The following is a 20,918-nucleotide window of genomic DNA, read 5'->3' as shown; positions in this document are numbered from 1 at the left end:
CGCGATAAAACCCGCATGCAAGAGCAGGGTCGCAAGAATGAAGCGCGGCGTGCGTAAGCGTCGCGCAAGATGAGCCTCCCAAGAGGCAAACCGGCGAATGACCGCCGTCAAGCCTGGTCGGCCGACGCGCCTCGCGTGCGGCAAGCCGAATCCATGCTAATTTTCGATAAGCGCAGCCATTGCGCGGCGTAGCGGAACGCAACGAGATGTTTCTACCGCCCGTTCCGCGTTCGCCTTGCGTTCAACCTTGAACAAAATCAGATGAAACCCGTGATTGCCCTCGTCGGGCGCCCCAATGTGGGGAAATCGACCCTTTTCAACCGGCTCACGCGCTCGCGCGACGCGCTCGTCGCGGACTTGCCCGGCCTGACCCGCGACCGCCATTACGGCGAAGGCCGTCTGGGCGGCGAGCGGCCGTATCTCGTGGTGGACACGGGCGGCTTCGAGCCGGTGGCGAAGGACGGCATCCTGCACGAGATGGCGCGCCAGACGCGCCAGGCGGTCGAAGAAGCCGACGTCGTCGTGTTCATCGTCGACGGGCGCAACGGCCTCGCGCCGCAGGACAAGGCGATCGCCGACTATCTGCGCAAGACCGGCCGGCCGCTCTTTCTGGTCGTGAACAAGGCGGAGGGCATGAAGTACACGGCGGTCGCGTCGGACTTCTATGAACTCGGCCTTGGCGACCCGCGCGCGATCTCGTCCGCGCACGGCGATGGTGTCCTCGAGATGATCAATGACGCGCTCGATCTCGCGTACAAGGATCAGCCGGAAGAATCGGAAGAAGAGAAGGCGCAGCACGGCGTGAAGATCGCGATCGTCGGACGTCCGAACGTCGGCAAGTCGACGCTCGTGAACACACTGATCGGCGAGGAGCGCGTGATCGCGTTCGATATGCCCGGCACCACGCGCGATTCGATCTATGTTGATTTCGAGCGGCAAGGCCGCAAATACACCTTGATCGACACGGCCGGCCTGCGTCGCCGCGGCAAGGTGTTCGAAGCGATCGAAAAGTTCTCGGTCGTGAAGACGCTGCAGTCGATCTCGGACGCCAATGTCGTGATCCTGCTGCTCGATGCGCAGCAGGACATTTCGGAACAGGACGCGCACATCGCGGGTTTCGTGGTCGAACAGGGGCGCGCGCTGGTCGTGGGCGTGAACAAGTGGGACGGGCTGGATTCGCATGTGCGTGAGCGCACGAAGGCGGACCTCACGCGCAAGCTCAAGTTTTTGGACTTTGCTAAATTCCACTACGTTTCCGCGCTGGAGAAGACGGGCATCGGCGCATTGATGAAATCAGTCGACGATGCCTACGCCGCCGCGATGGCCAAGCTGCCGACGCCGAAGCTCACGCGCGCGCTGATCGATGCGGTGGAATTCCAGCAACCGCGCCGCCGCGGCCCGGTGCGGCCGAAGCTGCGTTACGCGCACCAGGGCGGGCAGAATCCGCCGATCATCGTCGTGCACGGCAACGCGCTCGACGCGATCACGGATACCTACAAGCGTTATCTGGAAGGGCGTTTTCGCGAAACTTTTGGGCTCGCCGGCACTCCACTTCGCATAGAGTTCCGGTCGAGCCGGAATCCTTACGCGGACAAGGAGTGAGAACCGCGTGAAGCCTTGCGTTACGGCGTTCGCTGGCCATTTGGCCGACGGGGGCCGAAAACGTAAAACAGCGAAAATCGGCTATAGTGTAGCGATTGTCGGCGGATCTCTTTTTCTTCGTCCACAATACTTCCAACCTGCAAAAAAACACGGAGTTTGCTATGAGCAACAAAGGGCAATTGTTACAAGACCCGTTTTTGAACGCACTGCGTAAAGAGCACGTGCCGGTGTCGATCTATTTGGTCAACGGCATCAAGCTTCAAGGGAACATCGAATCGTTCGACCAGTACGTCGTGTTGCTCCGAAATACGGTCACCCAGATGGTCTACAAGCACGCCATTTCCACGGTCGTGCCGGCCCGTCCGGTGAATTTCCACCCGGACGCTGAACCGTCCTAAACATCGTTGCGGCCGGCGCAAATTTGCCACTTCTAAAGCGAACATTAAGCAACTCGCCGGTCGCTTCAAAAAACCTGAACACATCAATTTGATCAACGCAGCGCTCGTCGGCATCGACTTCGGCAAGATCGATTTCGAAGCCAGTCTGGAAGAACTCAGCTTGCTCGCACAAAGTGCGGGCGCCCATCCCGCCGTCACGCTCACCGGCCGCCGTTCGAGCCCCGATGCCAAAATGTTCATCGGCAGCGGCAAGGTCGAGGAACTGCGCCTGCAGTGCGAAGCAAACGACGTCGAACTCGTCATCTTCAATCACGCGCTCGCGCCCGCGCAGCAGCGCAATCTTGAGGTCGCGCTGAATCGCCGCGTGGTCGATCGCACCAGCCTCATTCTCGATATCTTCGCGCAACGCGCCCGCAGCCACGAAGGCAAGCTGCAGGTCGAACTCGCGCAGCTGCAATATCTGTCGACGCGCCTGATTCGCGCGTGGACTCACCTGGAACGCCAGAAGGGCGGCATCGGCCTGCGCGGACCGGGCGAAACGCAGCTCGAAACCGACCGCCGTCTGATCGGCGAGCGCATCAAGGCGCTCAAGTCGCGGCTCGAAAAACTGCGCCGCCAGCACGGTACGCAGCGGCGTCAGCGGGTGCGCAACCGGACGATGTCGGTGTCGCTCGTCGGCTATACGAACGCGGGCAAATCGACGCTCTTCAACGCGCTCACGAAGGCGCAGGCGTACGCCGCCGACCAGCTCTTCGCCACGCTCGATACGACTTCGCGCCGCGTGTTCCTCGGCGAGGAAGCGGGGCATGTGGTCGTGTCGGACACGGTCGGTTTCATCCGCGAATTGCCGCACCAGCTCGTCGCGGCTTTCCGCGCGACGCTTGAGGAAACCATTCACGCGGACGTGCTGCTGCACGTCGTCGATGCATCGAGCGCGGTGCGCCTCGATCAGATCGATCAGGTGAACGAGGTGTTGCGCGGCATCGGCGCGGACAATATCCGCCAGATTCTCGTCTTCAACAAGATCGATGCGGTGCCCGAACTCGCGGCCCGCGGCGAGGCGGTTGAAAGGGACGAGTATGGTAATATTTCGCGCGTTTTCTTGAGTGCACGCACGGGTCAGGGGCTCGATGCGCTGCGCGCTGCCATCGCCGAAATCGCCACGGCGGAATCCGACGAACCCGACGCGGGACTGCCCAGCGTGCTCGCCGAATTTCCGGAGTCGCACGAGGCGTCCGAAGCAACGCAATCCACGCAGTCCGGGTCAAACGCCATACACGACATCAACGCGCAGCCGGACGACCATCGGCCACCCGTTGAGCGTGACGATCGAAAGGTTCCCGAGCACGGACATTGAGCTGCTTCGGAATCGCATCGCCCCGGCATCGACCCGGCCGACCGGCTGTCTAATGGTGAATCACCGAGTGAACGACTACAAAGAGCGGACTAACCGGCAAGCTGAGCATGCCGTCTTTTCGATCGACGATCCGCGCTGGGGTCGGGGCGAAGGCAATGGCGTGAAGAACGACACGAAGCGTCCGCAAGACGGCAAGCGCCCGAACGGCAAGGACGAAGGTCCGCCCGATCTCGACGAGATGTGGCGCGAGTTCAATCGTCGCCTCGCGGGCGTGTTCGGACGCAAGCCCGGCAACGGCAACGGCGGCGCGCCGCGCGACAACGGGCGCGGCACGAAGATCGGTGTCGGCATCGTCATCGGCGTGCTGATCGCCATCTATCTCGGCAGCGGCGTGTTCGTCGTTCAGGACGGACATGTCGGCGTCGTCTCGCAGTTCGGCAAATATCGTCAGACGGTCGCGCAAGGCATTCACTGGCGTCTGCCGTATCCGTTCCAGTCGAACGACATCGTCGATACGTCGCAGATTCGTTCTGTCGAAGTGGGGCGCGGCACCGCGCTGTCGCAAGGCAACGTGCGCGACGCGTCACTGCTGACGAACGACGCCGATATCGTCGACGTGCGCTTCGCCGTGCAGTATCAGATCAAGTCGCCCACCGATTTCCTGTTCCGCAGCGTCAACGCGGATGACAGCGTGACGCAGGCCGCGCAGGCGGCGATTCGCGAGATCGCGGGCGGACTCAAGACGGACGACATGCTCTACAAGGATCGCGAGGCGCTGCGCGCGCGCCTGATCGAAGCCATCCAGCGGTCGCTCGACACGTATCGCACCGGTCTGCAGGTCACGGGTGTCGCGGTGCAGAGCGTGCAGGTGCCGCAACAGGTGCAGTCCGCGTTCGAGGAAGCGGCGCGCGTGCGCCAGGACAACGAGCGCGCGCGCGACACCGCGCAAGCCTACGCAGATCAGTTGCTGCCGCGCGCGAAGGCGGACGCGGGCAAGCTGATCGACGAGGCGAGGGCGTACAGCAATCGCGAAGTCACGCAGGCGCAGGGCGACGCGGAACGCTTCAAGGAGGTGTACGCGGAGTATTCGAAGGCGCCCGCGGTCATTCGTCAACGCATGTACCTGGACACGATGCAGCAGATCTACTCGCGCACTACCAAGGTGTTCGTCGACAGCAAGGCAGGCAATAACGTGGTTTATCTGCCGCTCGACAAGCTCATCGAAGCCAATCGTCAGCAGGCGAAGGAATCCACGGAAGGCACGAGCGGCGGGGCCGCATCGAGTGCTCCGGCTACGGCCGAAGGTCCTCAGGCGCGCGCGCAGGGTCCTGCGAGCGCATCGGCGCCGGCCGCGGCCGCACCCGCCAGCGCGGCGAGCGCTGCCAGCGCCGCAAGTGGGGCGAGCGCGAATGCCGGCGATCCGCTGCGCTCGCGCGACGCGTTCCGTTCCCGCAGCCGGTCGGAAGACCTGCAATAAGGAGCGCGAACATGAATCGAATCATTGCGCTCGTCGTCGCCGTCGTCATCGTGCTGTTTATCGGTTCGTCGATGATCTTCACCGTCGACGAAAGACATGCCGCCATCGTCGCCGCACATGGCGAAGGCAATCCGCGACAGGAAGGCCCCGGCCTGCACTTCAAGCTGCCGCCGCCGTTCCAGACGCTCACGCTCATCGACACGCGCACGCTCACCATCGACGAATCCGGCGCCGATCGCTTCTCGACCGCGGACAAGAACGAAGTGCTGGTGAACACGGTGATCAAGTACCGCGTCGCCGATCCGCTGAAGCTTTTCGAAAGCAACGAGAAGAACACGCAGACGGCTGAGGAGCGCATCGTCGCGCTCGCGCGCGCGTCGCTCGCGAGCGGCTTCGCGAAGCGTTCGCTGACCGACGCGCTCGGCAATCAACAGGCGCTCGCCAGCGAGTCGCAGAAGAGCGTGGAGGCCGCGGCCGCGGCGTTCGGCGTGCAACTCGTCGATTTGCAGATGACGCGCATCGACTTTCCGTCGGCGGTGGCCGATTCTGTCTACAAGCGCATGATCGCGGCGCGCCAGCAGGCGGCGGCGAACGAGCGCGCGAAGGGCACGGCGGAAGCGGACAAGATCAAGGCCGACGCCGAACGCACGCAACAGGCGATTCTCGCGGACGCCTACAGCCAGGCGCAGTCGATCAAGGGCGAAGGCGACAGCAAGTCGGCGGCCATCGCAGCCGACGCGTACGGCCGCGATCCGCAGTTCTACCAGTTCTATCACAGCCTCGAAGCGTACAAGAAGACGTTCAAGCCGGGCGACGTGATCGTCGTCGATCCGAGCAGCGACTTCTTCCGTTTCATGAAGAGCCCGACGGGCGGCGCGCCGGATGCGTCGGCCCCCGCCACGGCGAAGCGCTGATCATCGCCCGCGCCGCGCAATGGACTGTGTCCGTCGCGCGGCGCTTCAACTTCCCCGGACATGGCCGAGACGTTACTGCTCGCTCTTGCGTTGATGCTGATTATCGAAGGCATGTTTCCCTTCGTTTTTCCGACCGCCTGGCGCGATACCTTTCGCCGCATCGCGGAGCGGCCGTTGCACCATATCCGCATCGGCGGGCTGATCGCGATGGTGCTCGGCCTGATTCTGCTGCTGATCGCGACGTGAACCGGCGCCGCCGGCAGCACGCCGCCATTTCGCATATCTTGTCCTTATCCCTTCGTCCCTGACCGTTGAAGTCCGCGAGCGCCGCGTGAAATGCGCCGAGCCTCGCGTCCCGTAGGAAACGTATCGATGTCCACCTGGTTATTGCCCGAGAATATCGCCGACGTCTTGCCGTCGGAAGCCCGCAAGATCGAAGAGCTGCGCCGCCGTCTGCTCGACCGTTTCCGTTCGTACGGCTACGAGCTCGTGATGCCGCCGATGCTCGAGTATCTCGAATCGTTGCTGACGAGCGGCGGAAGCGATCTCAATCTGCGCACCTTCAAGCTCGTCGATCAGCTGTCCGGGCGCACGCTCGGCCTGCGCGCGGACATCACGCCGCAGGTATCGCGCATCGACGCGCACCTGCTGAACCGGCAGGGCGTGACGCGCCTGTGCTACGCGGGCGTCGTGCTGCACACGCGTCCGCGCGGGCTGCATGCGACGCGCGAGCAGATTCAGATCGGCGCCGAAATCTACGGCCATGCCGGCCTCGAAGCGGATCTCGAGATTCAGCAACTGATGCTCGATTCGCTGCATCTGGCGGGTTTCAGGAAAGTGCGTCTCGATCTGTGCCACGCGGGCGTGCTTGCCGCGCTGCTGGAACTGGAGCCCGCTGCGGCCACGCTCGGTGAAGCGCTGTACGACGCGCTCGCGAGCAAGGACGTGCCGCGTCTGAACGAACTCACCGCGCATCTCGGGCAGGTGCCGCGCGAGGCGCTGCGCGCGCTGCCGTCGCTGTATGGCGATGCGTCGGTGCTGCAGATCGCGCGCGGGCGTCTGCCGAATCTGCCGGTCATCGCGCGCGCGCTCGACGATCTCGCGTTCCTCGCCGGCCGGGTCGAAGGCGCGGAGCTGATGATCGATCTCGCGGACCTGCGCGGGTATGCGTATCACAGCGGCGTCATGTTTTCCGCTTACGTCGACGGCGTGCCGAACGCGGTCGCGCGCGGCGGCCGTTACGACGACGTCGGTCTCGCGTACGGACGTGCGCGGCCCGCGACGGGCTTTTCGCTCGACCTGCGCGAAGTGGCGCGCATTTCACCGGTCGATGCGCGGGGCAGCGCGATCCTCGCGCCGTGGAAGCACGACGAGCCCTTGCTCGCGGCGATTCTTGCGCTGCGCGACGCCGGCGAAGTGGTGATTCAGGCGCTGCCCGGCCACGATCACGTTCTGGACGAGTTCGCGTTCGACCGCGTGCTCGTCGAGCGCGACGGCAAGTGGACGGTCGAGGCGCGCGACTGAGCGCGACAAATACAATCGCTTGATCGGCAAGGACTTTTTCTTAGTCCATGCCAATCACACAAGCGTGACGAAATCGCGAAGCAGGCCCGAAAAACTCGGAACCTTTCGCGAACATAGGTAAAATACGTTTTTAACCAGCTAACGAATCAACATGTCTGCCAGTGCAGTGAATGTGAACCCCGGGCGCAATGTCGTCGTGGTGGGCACCCAGTGGGGTGATGAGGGCAAGGGCAAGATCGTCGACTGGCTGACGGACCACGCCCAGGGCGTCGTGCGCTTCCAGGGCGGTCACAATGCCGGCCATACGCTCATCATCGGCGGCAAGAAAACCATTCTGCGCCTCATTCCTTCGGGCATCATGCGCGCGGGCACGGCCTGTTACATCGGCAATGGCGTCGTGTTGTCGCCGGAAGCGCTCTTCAAGGAAATCGACGAACTCGAAGCGGCTGGCGTCGACGTCTGCAAGCGCCTGTTCATCTCCGAAGCCGCCACGCTCGTTCTTCCGTATCACGTCGCCATCGACCAGGCGCGCGAAGCCAAGCGCGGCGCGGGCAAGATCGGCACGACCGGCCGTGGCATCGGCCCGGCGTACGAAGACAAGGTGGCCCGTCGCGGTCTGCGCGTGCAGGATCTGTTCGATCGTGCGGTGTTCGAGGAACGCCTGCGCGAGACGCTCGAATTCCATAACTTCGTGCTGACGCAGTATCTCGGCGCGAAGGCCGTCGACTTTCAGGAAACGCTCGAGACGATGCTCGGCTACGCCGACCGTCTCGCGCCGATGGTCACGGACGTCTCCCGTCGCCTCTACGACGAAAACCACGCCGGCCGCAACCTGCTGTTCGAAGGCGCGCAAGGCACGCTGCTCGACATCGACCACGGCACGTATCCGTACGTCACGTCGAGCAATTGCGTCGCGGGCGCGGCCACTGCAGGCGCGGGCATCGGGCCGCAGCGTCTGAACTACATTCTCGGCATCACCAAGGCGTATTGCACGCGCGTCGGTTCGGGCCCGTTCCCGAGCGAGCTGTACGACGCCGACAACGCCCAGCGTCAGGATCAGATCGGCCTGAACCTCGCGACCGTCGGCAAGGAATTCGGCTCGGTCACCGGCCGTCCGCGCCGCACCGGCTGGCTCGACGCCGCCGCGCTGCGCCGCTCGATCCAGATCAACGGCATCTCGGGCCTGTGCATGACCAAGCTCGACGTGCTCGACGGCCTCGACGAAGTGAAGCTCTGCACGGGCTACACGCTCGACGGCAAGCTGGTCGACATCCTGCCGCGCGGCGCGTCGGAAGTGGCGCGTTGCGAGCCGGTGTACGAAACCTTCGGCGGCTGGAAGGAAAGCACCATCGGCATCACGCAATGGGACAGCCTGCCGGAAAACGCGCGCAAGTATCTGTCGCGCGTGCAGGAAGTGGCGGGCGTGCCGATCGACATGGTGTCGACCGGTCCGGATCGTGACGAAACCATCCTGCTGCGCCATCCGTTCAAGGTCTGAGCGCCCAAGAGCCTCAATCTGATTCGGACGCTGTAAAGAATGTGGCCGCCTCCCTGCGGCCACATTTCGTATATAACCTAAGCATTTGAAAGAGCCTCACCATGATCGCGATGACGGACCCGCGCAACGACGACAAGAACCTCTGGGTCGGCTGGGATGAATACCACCGGCTGATCGAACTCCTCGCGCTGAAGGTGCACGAGTCGGGCTGGAAGTTCGACAAGATCCTGTGTCTTGCGCGCGGCGGCCTGCGCGTAGGCGATCAGCTTTCGCGCATCTATGACCTGCCGCTCGCCATTCTGGCGACGAGTTCGTACCGCGAAGCGGCGGGCACGGAGCAGGGCGATCTCGACATCGCGCAGTACATCACGATGACGCGCGGCGATCTCTCCGGCAACGTGCTGCTGGTCGACGATCTGGTCGATTCGGGCGTGACGCTCGCGCGCGTGCAGGAGCATCTGAAGGAGCGTTATCCGGCGATCACGTCGGTGCGCTCGGCGGTGCTCTGGTACAAGGCGTGCTCCAAGGTCAAGCCCGACTATCACGTTCAGCATCTTGAAACGAATCCGTGGATTCATCAGCCGTTCGAGGAATGGGACACGGTGCGCCCGCACAACCTCGGCGCGTGGATCAAGCGAGGCACGCAAAACGGACGCGGGTGATTCACGAGGGCTGAACGCCACGCAGGATCGACGCCGTTCGCCTGGCACACAGCCGGGCGCAACGGCGTTTTGCTTTTGCAGCACCCGGTGAAGTAACTACAAATGGTGACGCGCAAGCCCGCCGACGCACGCGGGGCACGATGCTAAACTCTCACTCGCGTCTCTCGTGGCGTTGCAGCAACACCCGAGCAGGCGTCTTATCGTGCGACGTTGGATAGAATGGCGTTCGTTTTTTTTCCGCCCTGGACGGATATTCCGCTCATATGACTAACACGACTCACGCGCACGAGCATAAACAACCCATGTCCTCGCTTGCGCTCGCGGCCATCGGCGTCGTCTTCGGCGACATCGGCACGAGTCCTCTCTACTCATTGAAGGAAGCCTTTAGCCCATCGCATGGCATCGGCTTGTCCGAGGCGTCGATCCTCGGCGTCATTTCCCTGCTTTTCTGGGCGATCGTCATGGTGGTCGCCGTCAAGTACGTGCTGTTCGTCATGCGCGCCGACAACAATGGCGAAGGCGGCGTATTCGCGATGACCACGCTCGCGCTGCGCAGCGTGGGAGGCGGGGGCAAGGTCTCGGGCGTGCTGATGATGCTCGGCATTTTCGGCGCGTGCATGTTCTATGGTGATGCGGTCATCACGCCGGCGATGTCGGTGCTGTCGGCGGTCGAAGGCCTCGAGATCGCCGCGCCCAAGCTCACGCCGTACGTGCTGCCGATCACGATCGTGATCCTCATTGCGCTGTTCTGGATTCAGCGCCACGGCACGGCGGTGGTCGGCAGGCTGTTCGGGCCGATCATGGTCGTGTGGTTCGCGACGCTCGCGGTGCTCGGCGCCATGCATATCGTGATGGAGCCGCGCATCATCGCCGCGCTCAATCCGTATTACGCCTTTTCCTTCATGGCGCAGCACGTCGTGCAGGCGTATATCGTGCTCGGCTCGGTCGTGCTCGTGCTGACCGGGGCGGAAGCGCTGTACGCGGACATGGGCCACTTCGGTGTGAAGCCGATCCGCTACGGCTGGTATGGCTTCGTGATGCCGTCGCTGTTGCTGAACTATTTCGGGCAGGGCGCGTTGCTGATGCACTCGCCGCAGGCCATCGAGAATCCGTTCTTCCTGCTCGCGCCCGACTGGGCCTTGCTGCCGCTCGTGATCCTGTCGACGGTTGCGACGGTGATCGCATCGCAGGCGGTCATTTCCGGCGCGTACTCGCTGACGAGTCAGGCGATCCAGCTCGGCTACGTGCCGCGCATGAAGATTCTGCACACGTCGGAACTGGCGATCGGCCAGATCTATATTCCGCTCGTCAACTGGATGCTGCTTTTCATCATCCTGTGCATCGTCATCGGCTTCAAGAGTTCAGAGAATCTCGCCGCCGCGTACGGCCTCGCCGTCACCGCGACGATGCTCACGACCACCATCCTCGTGTCGGTCGTGATGGTGAATCTGTGGGGCTGGAACCGCTGGCTCGTCGGCGGGATGATCGCCGTGTTCCTGATGATCGACATCGGCTTTTTCGGCGCGAGCCTGCTGAAGATCGAGCAGGGCGGCTGGCTGCCGTTGTGTATCGGCGGGGCGCTCTTCTTCCTGCTGATGACGTGGTACAAGGGCCGCATGATCGTGAAGGATCGCACGGCCGCCGACGGTATCCCGCTGATGCCGTTCCTGCAGGGGCTGCTTGCGCATCCGCCGCATCGCGTGTCGGGTACGGCGATCTATCTCACCGGCAGCGATTCGCTCGTGCCCGTGAGTCTGCTGCACAACCTGAAGCACAACAAGGTGCTGCACGAACGCACCATCTTCATGAACTTCACGACGCGCGACATTCCTTATGTCGACGATGCGCATCGTCTCGAAGTGAAGGACATCGGCGGCGGGCTGTTCCTCACGAAGGCGGCCTACGGCTTCAACGAGACGCCCGATGTGAAGGCCGTGCTGGAGCAGATCACGCGCACGCACGCGATGACTTTCGAACTGATGGACACGTCGTTCTTCATGGCGCGCGAAACTGTCGTGCCGACGGAATTGCCAGGCATGTCGGTATGGCGTGAACGCGTGTTCGCATGGATGCACCAGAACGCGGCCAAGCCGACGGATTTCTTCAGTATTCCCGCGAATCGCGTGGTGGAACTGGGCACGAAGATCGAGATCTGACGCTTCGATTTTCTCGACAGCGCAAAAAAGAAAACCCCACGTCGCAAAACGTGGGGTTTTTGTTTGGCGGTTTCGCGCGTCAGCGTTTCAGTTTCGCGAACGCCGCTGCCATCGCGCCGGCCGCTTCGGGCTCGCGACGCTGGTTCGGGCGGGTATCACGTCCGCCGCCCGCACGGCGATCCTGCCCGCCACGCGATGGCGCGCCCGCATTGCCCGGTGTCGCAGGCGCGAGGTCGTCGTCGAGGCGCATCGTCAGCGAGATGCGCTGGCGCTTCACATCGGTTTCCAGCACTTTCACCTTGACGACCTGACCCGCCTTCACCACCTCGTGCGGGTCCTTGATGAATTTCGTCGACAACGCCGAGACGTGCACGAGGCCGTCCTGATGCACGCCGATATCGACGAACGCGCCGAACGCCGCGACATTCGTCACGACGCCCTCCAGGATCATGCCCGGCACGAGGTCCGAAATCTTCTCGATGCCTTCCTTGAAGGTCGCCGTCTTGAACTCGGGGCGCGGATCGCGGCCGGGTTTTTCCAGTTCGGTGAGAATGTCGCGCACGGTCGGCAGGCCGAAACGTTCGTCGACGAATTCGGTCGGCGAAAGTCCCGTCAACGCTTCGCGCTTGCCGAGCACATCGCCGATATGCTTCTTGATCTTCGCGAGAATGCGCTCGACGACCGGATACGCCTCCGGGTGCACCGACGAACGATCGAGCGGATTTTCGCCGTTGTTGATGCGCAGGAAGCCCGCGGCCTGCTCGAAGGTCTTGTCGCCGAGGCGCGGCACCTTCTTCAGATGCTCGCGCGACGGGAACGGCCCGTTGGCATCGCGATACTCGACGATATTGCGCGCGAGCGTCGCGTTCAAGCCCGACACGCGCGCCAGCAGCGCGACTGACGCAGTGTTCGCATCGACGCCCACGGCGTTCACGCAATCCTCGACGGTTGCATCGAGCGAGCGCGCCAGTTCGCGCTGATTCACGTCGTGCTGATACTGGCCGACGCCGATCGCCTTCGGCTCGATTTTCACGAGTTCCGCGAGCGGGTCCTGCAGACGCCGCGCGATCGATACCGCGCCGCGCAACGAAACGTCGAGTTCCGGAAACTCCTTTGCGGCAAGCTCGGAGGCCGAATACACCGACGCGCCCGCTTCGGACACGACGATTTTCTGCAGCTTCAGCTCCGGATGCTTCGCGATCAGCTCGCTCGCGAGCTTGTCGGTTTCCCGCGACGCGGTGCCGTTGCCGATGGAGATGAGTTCGGCCTTTGTCGCCTGCGCGATACGGGCGAGTTTCGCGAGCGAGCCGTCCCAGTCGCGGCGCGGCTCGTGCGGGTAGATGGTGTCGGTGGCGAGCAGCTTGCCGGTGCGATCGACGACCGCAACCTTCACGCCCGTGCGCAGACCCGGATCGAGGCCGATCACAGCCTTCGGGCCGGCGGGCGCCGCGAGCAGCAAGTCCTTCAGATTGCGCGCGAACACGTGAATCGCTTCATGCTCGGCTTGTTCGCGCAACTGCGTGAGCAGTTCCGTTTCGAGATGCGGCTGCACCTTCACGCGCCAGCACCAGCGGCACACGTCGGAGAGCCACTTGTCGGCGGCGCGGCCACGATTGGCGATGCCGACCTTCTGCGCGATCATCGCTTCGCACGGATGCGGAATCTGCGCGTCGAGTTCCTCGCCGAGACCGAGCTTGACGCTCAGGACGCCCGCATTGCGGCCGCGAAAGAGCGCCAGCGCGCGATGCGACGGCACGGTGCGGATCGTCTCGCTGTAGTCGTAGTAGTCGCGGAACTTCTCGCCTTCCTCGCCTTGCTTGCCGTCCACCACGCTCGACATGACGAGGCCCTGACCGAACAGATGCTCGCGCAGCTTGCCGAGGACTTCCGCCGTTTCGCCGAACTGCTCGGAGAGGATGTCGCGCGCGCCGTCGAGCGCGGCTTTGGTATCGGCGACGCCTTTTTCCGCATCGACGAACTTCGCGGCTTCGGCTTGCGGATCGAGTGTGGGATCGGCGAGCAGCGCCTGGGCGAGCGGCTCGAGGCCGGCTTCGCGGGCGATCTGCGCGCGCGTGCGGCGCTTCGGCTTGTACGGCAGGTAGAGATCTTCGAGCACCTGCTTGCTGTCCGCGCCTTCGATGGCGCCGCGCAGTTCGTCGGTGAGCTTGCCTTGCTCGTCGATGCTTTGCAGGATCGTCGCGCGGCGGTCTTCGAGTTCGCGCAGATAGAGCAGGCGCTCTTCGAGCGTGCGCAACTGGGTGTCGTCGAGATTGCCGGTGACTTCCTTGCGATACCGGGCGATGAACGGGACAGTCGAGCCTTCGTCGAGAAGCTGCACGGCGGCGGCGACCTGGCGCGGCTGCACGGTGAGTTCGGTGGCAATGCGCTGTACGATCTTGAGTGCTACGGTTTCCGTCATGATTCTGCGCTGTCTGCGGCTCGGCAGCGGCGAGTCCGCCCCGGGTGCGCCGATTCGCGTAGGCGAGGCGCTGCGGGCGGGCGGCCGCATGGCGAGCGGGGTTCGGACCGGGATACTGAGCGGGGCATTTTGCCATAAATGGCGGAGCGCTCCGGCGCGCGGTGATAGAATTTGGACATCGCACAGGCCTATTGCATACCTTTCTGCACCTGATTCTCTATCACGTTGCCGTTTATCCATTTGCACAACTTTCGCCTTTCAAATGTGCCTGCCGCCGCGGCTCTGGCGCTGCTGTGCGCGTCGGGCGCACTCGCGCCGCACGTCGCGCTCGCCCAATCCGCCAGGCCGATCGATTCCGGTACGTCCGTGAGCGCGCGTCCGCTCGATGGCGCGCCGTCGGCCGAACAAAGCGCCGATGACGCGCTGAAGGGCGAGTTCGCCCAGCGTCAGAAGGCGCTGGATCAGCGCACCGAGGAAAACAATTACCGCTACGGCGTGAAGCAGCACGACTGCTACAGCAAGTTCTTCGTGAACCACTGTCTCGACAACGCGCGCAACGAAATGCGCGAAACGCGTCAGCAGATCCGTCAGCAACAACTGGCGCTCGACGACGAGCAGCGCGCCGAACGCGCGAAGCAACGCGACCAGCAGACGGCGCTCAAGCGGGCGCAATATGAGGCGGAAGCGCCGCAGCGCGCGGCGAACGAGCAGGCGAGCCAGAAGGCTTTCGAGGACAGGCAGCGCCAGAACGCGCTCGCCGCCGCCGAGCGCAATGCCGAAGCGCCGCAGCGCGCGGCCAATCAGGCGGCGTACGATCAAAAGCAGGCGGACTATCAGAAGAAGCTGGACGAAGCGCGCGCGCGCGGCGTGCAGGATGCGCAGGAGCGCGAGCAAAAGGCTCAGCGCTTCGACCAGAAGCAGCAGGAAGCCGCGCAACATCGCGCGGAAGTCGAAGCGCGTCAGAAGGAAGCCGCCAGGAAGGCGCAGGAAAAGGCGCAGCAGCAGGAACAGGAGCGCCAGCAACAACTGAAACTGCAGCAGCAACAACAGCAACAGCAAGCCAAGTAGGACAGTCGGACTCGCCGCGCGAGCGCGGGCAGGCCCGAGCAAAGTGGATGAAAGGAGGCGAGCATGCAGCAGCGCTTGAGTGAATCCCCGCACGCACCCCGACAACCCGCCATGGATGCCGCCGTGCTTCGCGATCGCATCGCGCAATTGCAGGAAGAGCACCATAGCCTGGACACGCTGATCGACAAGCTATCCGGCATCGACGACCTGGAGCTGAGACGCCTGAAAAAGCGCAAGCTCAAGGTCAAGGACACCATTCTCCTGCTGCAATTGCAGCTGGACTCGGACGCGCACTGAACGCCGCGCGCCGGCCGCGGGCTCGTGCTGGCGTCGGCGCCTCGCGTACGTGGCCGCGCCGAATCTCGCAGGATCTAGCACGCCTTGAACTCACCCACACAAAACACTGACGATGCGACCGCGCCGCTCGCACTGACCGGCAAGCGCAGCGTCGAGCTCGACGCCATCTTCGCCGCGCAAGGACTGCTCGCGCGCGCGATCGACGGTTACCGGCCGCGCGCCTCGCAGATCGAAATGGCGCGCTCGGTCGCGGCCGCGATGGAAGCGTCGGGCCGCGCGATGCCCGAGCCCGCGATGTTCGAGGCGCAGCGCCGCCCCGCGCGCAAGCTCGGGCCGTCGGACAAGCCGTACGCGCCCGACGAACAGCCGGCCGACGACATCGGCATCGCGACGGCGAAGGCGGCCATCGACGGCGGCGAAAACACGCTCATCGTCGAGGCGGGCACGGGCACGGGCAAGACCTACGCGTATCTCGTCCCGGCCATGCTGTGGGGCGGCAAGGTCATCGTGTCGACCGGCACCAAGCATCTGCAGGATCAGCTCTTTCAGCGCGATATCCCGACCGTGCGCGACGCGCTCGCGGTGCCGGTGTCCATCGCGATGCTGAAGGGCCGCGCCAACTATCTGTGTCACTACTACCTGGAACGCACCGCAGACAACGGCCGCCTGCCGTCGCGCCAGGACACGTCGCATCTGCAGGAAATCATCCGTTTCGCGAAGATCACGCGCACCGGCGACAAGGCCGAGCTTGCGAGCGTGCCGGAAAATTCACCGGTCTGGCCGATGGTCACGTCCACGCGCGACAACTGTCTCGGCCAGGAATGCCCGCACTACAAGGAATGCTTCGTGATGCAGGCGCGCAAGGAAGCGCAGCAGGCGGACATCGTCGTGGTGAATCATCACCTGTTTTTCGCCGATGTGATGTTGCGCGACACCGGCATGGCTGAATTGCTGCCGACGGCGAACACGATCATCTTCGACGAGGCGCATCAGCTGCCCGAGACGGCGACGCTCTTTTTCGGCGAGACGCTCTCGACCACGCAGTTGCTCGAACTCGCGCGCGATACGGTCGCCGAAGGTCTTTCGCACGCGCGCGACGCGGCGGACTGGACCAAGCTCGGCGCGGCGCTGGAGCGCGCGGCGCGCGACCTGCGGCTCGTGTTCAAGGAAGATTCGGTGCGCCTGTCGCTCGGGCAGTTGCCGGACGGCCATCCGCTCTTCGATGCGCTCGACACGCTGGAGACGCATCTGTCGGCGCTCACGTCCGCGGTGTCCGCGCACGCGGAGCGCGCGGAGTCGCTACAGGCGCTGGTTCGTCGCGCGCGCGAGCTGCAGGACCTGCTCGCCGGATGGACCACGCCGCCCACTTCGCTCGAACGCGCCGTCGTCGGCGACGAAGAGACCGCCAGGCAAGCCGCGAAGGAAGAGCCGAACGAAATGGTGCGCTGGATCGAAGTGTTCTCGCACACGGTTCAATTGCACGAGACGCCGCTGTCGGTGGCGCCGATCTTCGCGAAACAGCGCGCGGGCGTGCCGCGCGCGTGGATCTTCACGTCGGCGACGCTTTCGGTGCGCGGCGACTTCACGCATTACGCGGCGCAGATGGGCCTCAACGCGCGCCGTTCGATGACCTTGCCGAGCCCGTTCGATTACCCGTCGCAAGGCTTGCTGTACGTGCCGCGCAATCTGCCGCAGCCTTCCTCGCCGCAATTCACCGATGCCGTGTTCGAAGCCGCGCTGCCCGTGATCGAGTCGGCGGGTGGCGGCGTGTTCGTGCTGTGCACGACGCTGCGCGCGGTGGACCGGATCGCCACGCGCCTGCGCGATGTGATCGAGCGGCGCGGCTGGGACAATCCGCTGCTCGTGCAGGGCGACGCGAGCCGCACCGAGCTGCTCGATCGTTTCCGCGCGTACGGCAACGCGATTCTCGTGGGCAGCCAGAGCTTCTGGGAAGGCGTCGACGTGCGCGGCGATGCGCTGTCGCTCGTCGTCATCGACAAGCTGCCATTCGCGCCGCCCGACGATCCGGTGCTCGCGGCGCGTCTCGACGCGCTGACGAAGAAAGGCCTGAGCCCGTTCGCAGTGCACCAGTTGCCGCAGGCGGTCATCACGCTCAAGCAGGGCGCGGGGCGTCTGATTCGCGCGGAGACGGATCGCGGTGTGCTGATGATCTGCGACACGCGGCTCGTCGACAAGCCCTACGGGCGACGCATCTGGCAAAGCCTGCCGCCGTTCAAGCGCACGCGCGAACTGGACGTCGTGCGCGAATTCTTCAGCGATGCGGCGAAATGGAAGACGGAGCTGGCCGAATAAAATTCACTCGGCATCCTAAGTTTTCGTCGATACAAAAAAACGGCCGGTTGATTCAACCGGCCGTTTCTGTCTGGAAGCGCGTTACCAGATCTGATACCAGGGCTTGTCGGCGTTCGCGCGGCGCTTGCCCGTGACATACGGGCTGTCCGGGAACGTGGCGGCGAGCACGCGCTTGGTGTCGTCGGCGAGTTGCGGCTGATCGAGCTTCTCGTACGACAGCATCATGATATGCAGCGCGTCTTCCGTCGCCGGCGCGTTCTTGTACTCGCGGATCGCGAGTTGCGCGCGATTGATCGCGGCCACATACGCGCCACGGCGATAGTAATAATCGGCCGCATGGACTTCGTGCGATGCGAGCGCGTTCACGATATAGCGCATGCGCTGCGCGGCGTCGGGCGCGTACTTGCTTTGCGGATATTTGTCGACGACGACCTTGAACGCGTCATAGGACTCGCGCAGCGACTTCGGATCGCGCTCGCTCATGTCCTGACCCGAGAAGCGGCCGAAGAGGCCGAGGTCGTCGTTGAAGTGGATCATGCCCTTGAGATAGTACGCATAGGCGATCTCGGGGTGATCCGGGTGCAGCTTGATGAAACGGTCGATGGCCTGGTCGGCGTTGGCGGTTTCGCTATCCTTCCAGTTGCAGTACGCGACGTTGATCTGCGCCTGCTGCGCGAAATGGCCGAACGGGTCGCGGCCTTCGAGCGCTTCGAAATACTTGGCGCACTTGCCCCAGTCGCTGCCGGATAGCGCGTCCTGAGCCTCCGTATATAATTTGTTGTTATTCCACGTTGCCGTTTCGTCGGTCTTCTCGGGCAGGCCATGACAGGCCGTTACGATGGCGACGCTCGCGGCCAGTGCCAGATACTTGATCGATTGACGCATCGAGAGATGAATGGTGTTGAAGGCTCGCATCAGTGCTTGCTATTCCTGGCTGATTCTCGCTGTTCTAGCTGTATTTCCGGCGCGGCATTCAAATCATGCCGCCGAATCTCGTTCAAATGACCCGCTCAAGTACTCGTAGTACCAAAGACCAACCTGAAGATTATAGCCCATGCGCCACCCGCGCCGACTCAGCACCCGCCGATTCGACCGGCGGCGCGGGCCGCGAGGCGCCGCGCGAGGCACGCGTGCCCGACGCACTTGCGGGCGACCGGCTCGACAAGGTGCTCGCGAAACTTTTTCCGGAGTTCTCGCGCAGCCGCCTGCAGGGCTGGATCGAGGAAGGGCGCGTGCTCGTCGACGGCGCGGGCGCGAAAGTGCGCCAGCCCGTGCCGCTCGGCGCGACGATCACGCTCGTGCCGGACCTCCTGCCGGAGCAACTCGCGTTCGCGCCCGAACCGGTGCCGCTGCATATCGTGTATGAGGACGACACGCTCGTCGTCGTCAACAAGCCGGCGGGCATGGTCGTGCATCCGGCTGCGGGCAACTGGAGCGGCACGCTGCTCAACGGCCTGCTGCATCGCTACGGCGATGCCGCCGCCGGGCTGCCGCGCGCGGGCATCGTGCATCGGCTGGACAAGGAAACGTCCGGACTGATGGTCGTGGCGCGCACGCTCGAGGCGCAGACCGACCTCGTGCGCCAGTTGCAGGCGCGCACGGTGAAGCGCCGCTATGTCGCGTTCGTCTGGGGCACGATGCCCGAGGACGGCACGATCGACGCGCCCATCGGCCGCGATCCGCGCGAGCGCACGCGCATGGCGGTCGTGAAGACTGCATCGGGAAAGCCCGCGCGCACGCATTTTCGGACCATCGACCGCACCACGTGGCACGGACAACCGGTCAGCGCGATCCACTGCGACCTGGAAACCGGCCGCACGCATCAGATTCGTGTGCATTGCGCGCATATCCAGCATCCGTTGCTGGGCGATCCGGTGTACGGGCACGCGCGCGGCAAACGCTCCGTCAAGCCGCTGCCCAACGATTTCGCGCGTCAGGCGCTGCACGCCTGGCGGCTCGGCCTGATTCATCCGGCGACGGGCAAGGAGGTGCACTGGCGCGCGGATGTGCCCGAGGACCTCGCGGCGCTCGCGGCCGAACTCGGCTTCGGGCAGGACGAGAACGTCGAATTCGATGAGGACGACGACTTCGCCGAAGCCTATGAAATGGGCGCGGACGAAGACGACTGGGACGACGAAGATGACGAGGACGACGAAGCATGACGCGCGACGCAGCCGAACTGCAACCGAATGACTGTCTGTGGCCGCAATGGCGCGTTTCGCCGCGCGTGCGCGCATTCGTGACGACGCGCGCGGGCGGCGTGAGCGAGGCGCCCTACGGCGGCGGCACGCCCGGAGCGGGCGGACTCAATCTCGGTTTTTCGTCGGGCGATGCGCCGGAGGCGGTGAAGGAGAATCGCCGCCGCGTACTCGCATCGACGGGTACGCGCCCGGCTGCGTGGCTCGAACAGATCCACGGCACGCAGGTCGAGGACGCGCACGCGGTCGTCGAACGCCTCGCGCGCGGCGAGCGCACGCGCGCCGACGCCAGCGTGACCGATCGCGCGGATGTCGTGTGCGTCGTGATGACGGCCGACTGCCTTCCGGTGCTCTTCTGCGACGACGACGGCCGCGCGGTCGGCGCCGCGCACGCGGGCTGGCGGGGTCTCGCGGGCGGCATCATCGAGAAGACGGGCGAGCGCGTGGCGACGCTCGCGGGCGTGCCGGCATCGGCGCTCAACGCGTTTCTCGGCCCGGCGATCGGTCCGGCCGCGTTCGAAGTCGGCGAGGACGTGCTCGATGCCTTCGTCGCGGCTGCCCGGCCGGATCGCCGCGATATGACGAAAGCCGCGTTCAGGCCCGCGGGCGGCGCGCCTGCCAAATATTTCGCCGATATCTACGCACTCGCGCGCCTGCGTCTCGCCGATCTGGGCGTGGACGCCGCGCGCGTTCATGGCGGCACGCATTGCACGGTCACGGAACAGGAGCGCTTTTATTCGTATCGGCGCGACCGCGTGACTGGCCGCATGGCGGCGATGATCTGGCTCGCGGATTGACCGGAGTCGGCAGTCGGAGTGTGCCTGACAACCGTTTCCTTCCCGTGACGAAGCCTCGTATGAGCGTAATATTTCGCATGGGGGAAAACGATAATTAAAAAAATATCGCACTGCGGCAAAATCGGGACGAAGCATTGACATGCCTGACATCCTGGAGCAAGAATGTTCCTGGAATTCATTCAATCGGGCACGGCGTAGCAAGGCACATACTTGCCACGCGCATAAGGCGCACCAACAC

At 64.2% G+C, this 20,918-nt stretch carries 16 protein-coding genes and 1 pseudogene; 15 read left to right on the top strand and 2 right to left on the bottom strand.

The window, feature by feature from the left end; translation table 11 throughout:
- Nucleotides 1-261: 261 nt before the first annotated feature.
- The 10 genes and pseudogenes from der to NK8_RS08015 all read left to right on the top strand — a co-directional run bounded on the left by der (nt 262) and on the right by NK8_RS08015 (nt 11,588).
- A complete protein-coding gene (gene der / locus NK8_RS08060) occupies nt 262-1,602 on the top strand; it encodes a ribosome biogenesis GTPase Der (protein ID WP_213226014.1) in 1,341 nt (446 codons plus the stop codon).
- A 161-nt stretch (nt 1,603-1,763) separates the two neighbouring features.
- Nucleotides 1,764-2,000 carry an RNA chaperone Hfq gene (gene hfq / locus NK8_RS08055; protein WP_008349383.1) on the top strand — a complete coding sequence of 79 codons (237 nt, stop codon included), beginning with the start codon at nt 1,764-1,766 and terminating at the stop codon, nt 1,998-2,000.
- An 88-nt stretch (nt 2,001-2,088) separates the two neighbouring features.
- Nucleotides 2,089-3,171, top strand: a pseudogene (gene hflX / locus NK8_RS08050) (GTPase HflX); the annotation flags it as partial.
- Nucleotides 3,172-3,424: 253 nt separating this feature from the next.
- The gene (gene hflK, locus NK8_RS08045) at nt 3,425-4,834 is read left to right on the top strand and encodes an FtsH protease activity modulator HflK (RefSeq protein ID WP_213226011.1); all 1,410 of its coding nucleotides are present in this window, start codon (nt 3,425-3,427) and stop codon (nt 4,832-4,834) included.
- An 11-nt stretch (nt 4,835-4,845) separates the two neighbouring features.
- Nucleotides 4,846-5,748 (top strand): protease modulator HflC, encoded by a 903-nt coding sequence (gene hflC / locus NK8_RS08040; protein WP_213226009.1) that lies wholly within the window; start codon nt 4,846-4,848, stop codon nt 5,746-5,748.
- A gap of 60 nt (nt 5,749-5,808) precedes the next feature.
- Nucleotides 5,809-5,994: a DUF2065 domain-containing protein gene (locus NK8_RS08035; RefSeq protein ID WP_061178603.1), complete on the top strand. Its 186-nt coding sequence runs from the start codon at nt 5,809-5,811 to the stop codon at nt 5,992-5,994.
- 126 nt (nt 5,995-6,120) lie between these two features.
- Complete coding sequence (locus tag NK8_RS08030; RefSeq protein ID WP_213226007.1) at nt 6,121-7,272, top strand: ATP phosphoribosyltransferase regulatory subunit; 1,152 nt, start codon at nt 6,121-6,123, stop codon at nt 7,270-7,272.
- Between the two features lie 151 nt (nt 7,273-7,423).
- The gene (locus tag NK8_RS08025) at nt 7,424-8,770 is read left to right on the top strand and encodes an adenylosuccinate synthase (protein ID WP_213226006.1); all 1,347 of its coding nucleotides are present in this window, start codon (nt 7,424-7,426) and stop codon (nt 8,768-8,770) included.
- A 101-nt stretch (nt 8,771-8,871) separates the two neighbouring features.
- The gene (locus NK8_RS08020) at nt 8,872-9,432 is read left to right on the top strand and encodes a phosphoribosyltransferase (protein WP_213226005.1); all 561 of its coding nucleotides are present in this window, start codon (nt 8,872-8,874) and stop codon (nt 9,430-9,432) included.
- Nucleotides 9,433-9,695: 263 nt separating this feature from the next.
- Nucleotides 9,696-11,588, top strand: a complete 1,893-nt coding sequence (locus NK8_RS08015; protein ID WP_162065754.1) for a potassium transporter Kup — start codon at nt 9,696-9,698, stop codon at nt 11,586-11,588.
- 79 nt (nt 11,589-11,667) lie between these two features.
- Here NK8_RS08015 and NK8_RS08010 read toward each other — a convergent pair whose 3' ends face one another.
- Nucleotides 11,668-14,007: a Tex family protein gene (locus NK8_RS08010; RefSeq protein ID WP_213226003.1), complete on the bottom strand. Its 2,340-nt coding sequence runs from the start codon at nt 14,005-14,007 to the stop codon at nt 11,668-11,670.
- Nucleotides 14,008-14,271: 264 nt separating this feature from the next.
- Here NK8_RS08010 and NK8_RS08005 point away from each other — a divergent pair, with 264 nt between their 5' ends.
- The 3 genes from NK8_RS08005 (at nt 14,272) to NK8_RS07995 (ending at nt 17,685) form a co-directional block, all read left to right on the top strand.
- Complete coding sequence (locus NK8_RS08005) at nt 14,272-15,075, top strand: colicin transporter (protein ID WP_213226001.1); 804 nt, start codon at nt 14,272-14,274, stop codon at nt 15,073-15,075.
- 111 nt (nt 15,076-15,186) lie between these two features.
- Entirely contained in the window at nt 15,187-15,372 is a 186-nt protein-coding gene (locus NK8_RS08000) for a DUF465 domain-containing protein (RefSeq protein WP_061178599.1), read from the top strand.
- 84 nt (nt 15,373-15,456) lie between these two features.
- Nucleotides 15,457-17,685 carry an ATP-dependent DNA helicase gene (locus tag NK8_RS07995; RefSeq protein WP_213225999.1) on the top strand — a complete coding sequence of 743 codons (2,229 nt, stop codon included), beginning with the start codon at nt 15,457-15,459 and terminating at the stop codon, nt 17,683-17,685.
- Between the two features lie 81 nt (nt 17,686-17,766).
- Here NK8_RS07995 and NK8_RS07990 read toward each other — a convergent pair whose 3' ends face one another.
- Nucleotides 17,767-18,600, bottom strand: coding sequence for an outer membrane protein assembly factor BamD (locus NK8_RS07990; RefSeq protein WP_061178597.1), 834 nt, complete (start codon nt 18,598-18,600; stop codon nt 17,767-17,769).
- A 215-nt stretch (nt 18,601-18,815) separates the two neighbouring features.
- Here NK8_RS07990 and NK8_RS07985 point away from each other — a divergent pair, with 215 nt between their 5' ends.
- Together NK8_RS07985 and pgeF are read left to right on the top strand one after the other, a co-directional pair.
- The gene (locus NK8_RS07985; protein ID WP_162065750.1) at nt 18,816-19,847 is read left to right on the top strand and encodes an RluA family pseudouridine synthase; all 1,032 of its coding nucleotides are present in this window, start codon (nt 18,816-18,818) and stop codon (nt 19,845-19,847) included.
- A complete protein-coding gene (gene pgeF, locus NK8_RS07980) occupies nt 19,844-20,680 on the top strand; it encodes a peptidoglycan editing factor PgeF (RefSeq protein ID WP_213225998.1) in 837 nt (278 codons plus the stop codon). Before NK8_RS07985 ends, pgeF begins: the two co-directional genes overlap by 4 nt.
- Nucleotides 20,681-20,918: the final 238 nt, after the last annotated feature.

It is taken from the genome of Caballeronia sp. NK8 (genome assembly GCF_018408855.1).
Classification (GTDB): Bacteria; Pseudomonadota; Gammaproteobacteria; order Burkholderiales; family Burkholderiaceae; genus Caballeronia.
This window is presented reverse-complemented; position numbering and strand designations above follow the sequence as displayed.

Excerpts from the sequence above, each read along its gene's own strand:
- der (WP_213226014.1), top strand. The coding sequence starts at position 262 with ATGAAACCCGTGATTGCCCTCGTCGGGCGCCCCAATGTGGGGAAATCG.
- hfq (WP_008349383.1), top strand. The coding sequence starts at position 1,764 with ATGAGCAACAAAGGGCAATTGTTACAAGACCCGTTTTTGAACGCACTG.
- hflC (WP_213226009.1), top strand. The coding sequence starts at position 4,846 with ATGAATCGAATCATTGCGCTCGTCGTCGCCGTCGTCATCGTGCTGTTT.
- NK8_RS08035 (WP_061178603.1), top strand. The coding sequence starts at position 5,809 with ATGGCCGAGACGTTACTGCTCGCTCTTGCGTTGATGCTGATTATCGAA.
- NK8_RS08030 (WP_213226007.1), top strand. The coding sequence starts at position 6,121 with ATGTCCACCTGGTTATTGCCCGAGAATATCGCCGACGTCTTGCCGTCG.
- NK8_RS08025 (WP_213226006.1), top strand. The coding sequence starts at position 7,424 with ATGTCTGCCAGTGCAGTGAATGTGAACCCCGGGCGCAATGTCGTCGTG.
- NK8_RS08020 (WP_213226005.1), top strand. The coding sequence starts at position 8,872 with ATGATCGCGATGACGGACCCGCGCAACGACGACAAGAACCTCTGGGTC.
- NK8_RS08015 (WP_162065754.1), top strand. The coding sequence starts at position 9,696 with ATGACTAACACGACTCACGCGCACGAGCATAAACAACCCATGTCCTCG.
- NK8_RS08010 (WP_213226003.1), bottom strand. The coding sequence starts at position 14,007 with ATGACGGAAACCGTAGCACTCAAGATCGTACAGCGCATTGCCACCGAA.
- NK8_RS08000 (WP_061178599.1), top strand. The coding sequence starts at position 15,187 with ATGGATGCCGCCGTGCTTCGCGATCGCATCGCGCAATTGCAGGAAGAG.
- NK8_RS07990 (WP_061178597.1), bottom strand. The coding sequence starts at position 18,600 with ATGCGAGCCTTCAACACCATTCATCTCTCGATGCGTCAATCGATCAAG.
- pgeF (WP_213225998.1), top strand. The coding sequence starts at position 19,844 with ATGACGCGCGACGCAGCCGAACTGCAACCGAATGACTGTCTGTGGCCG.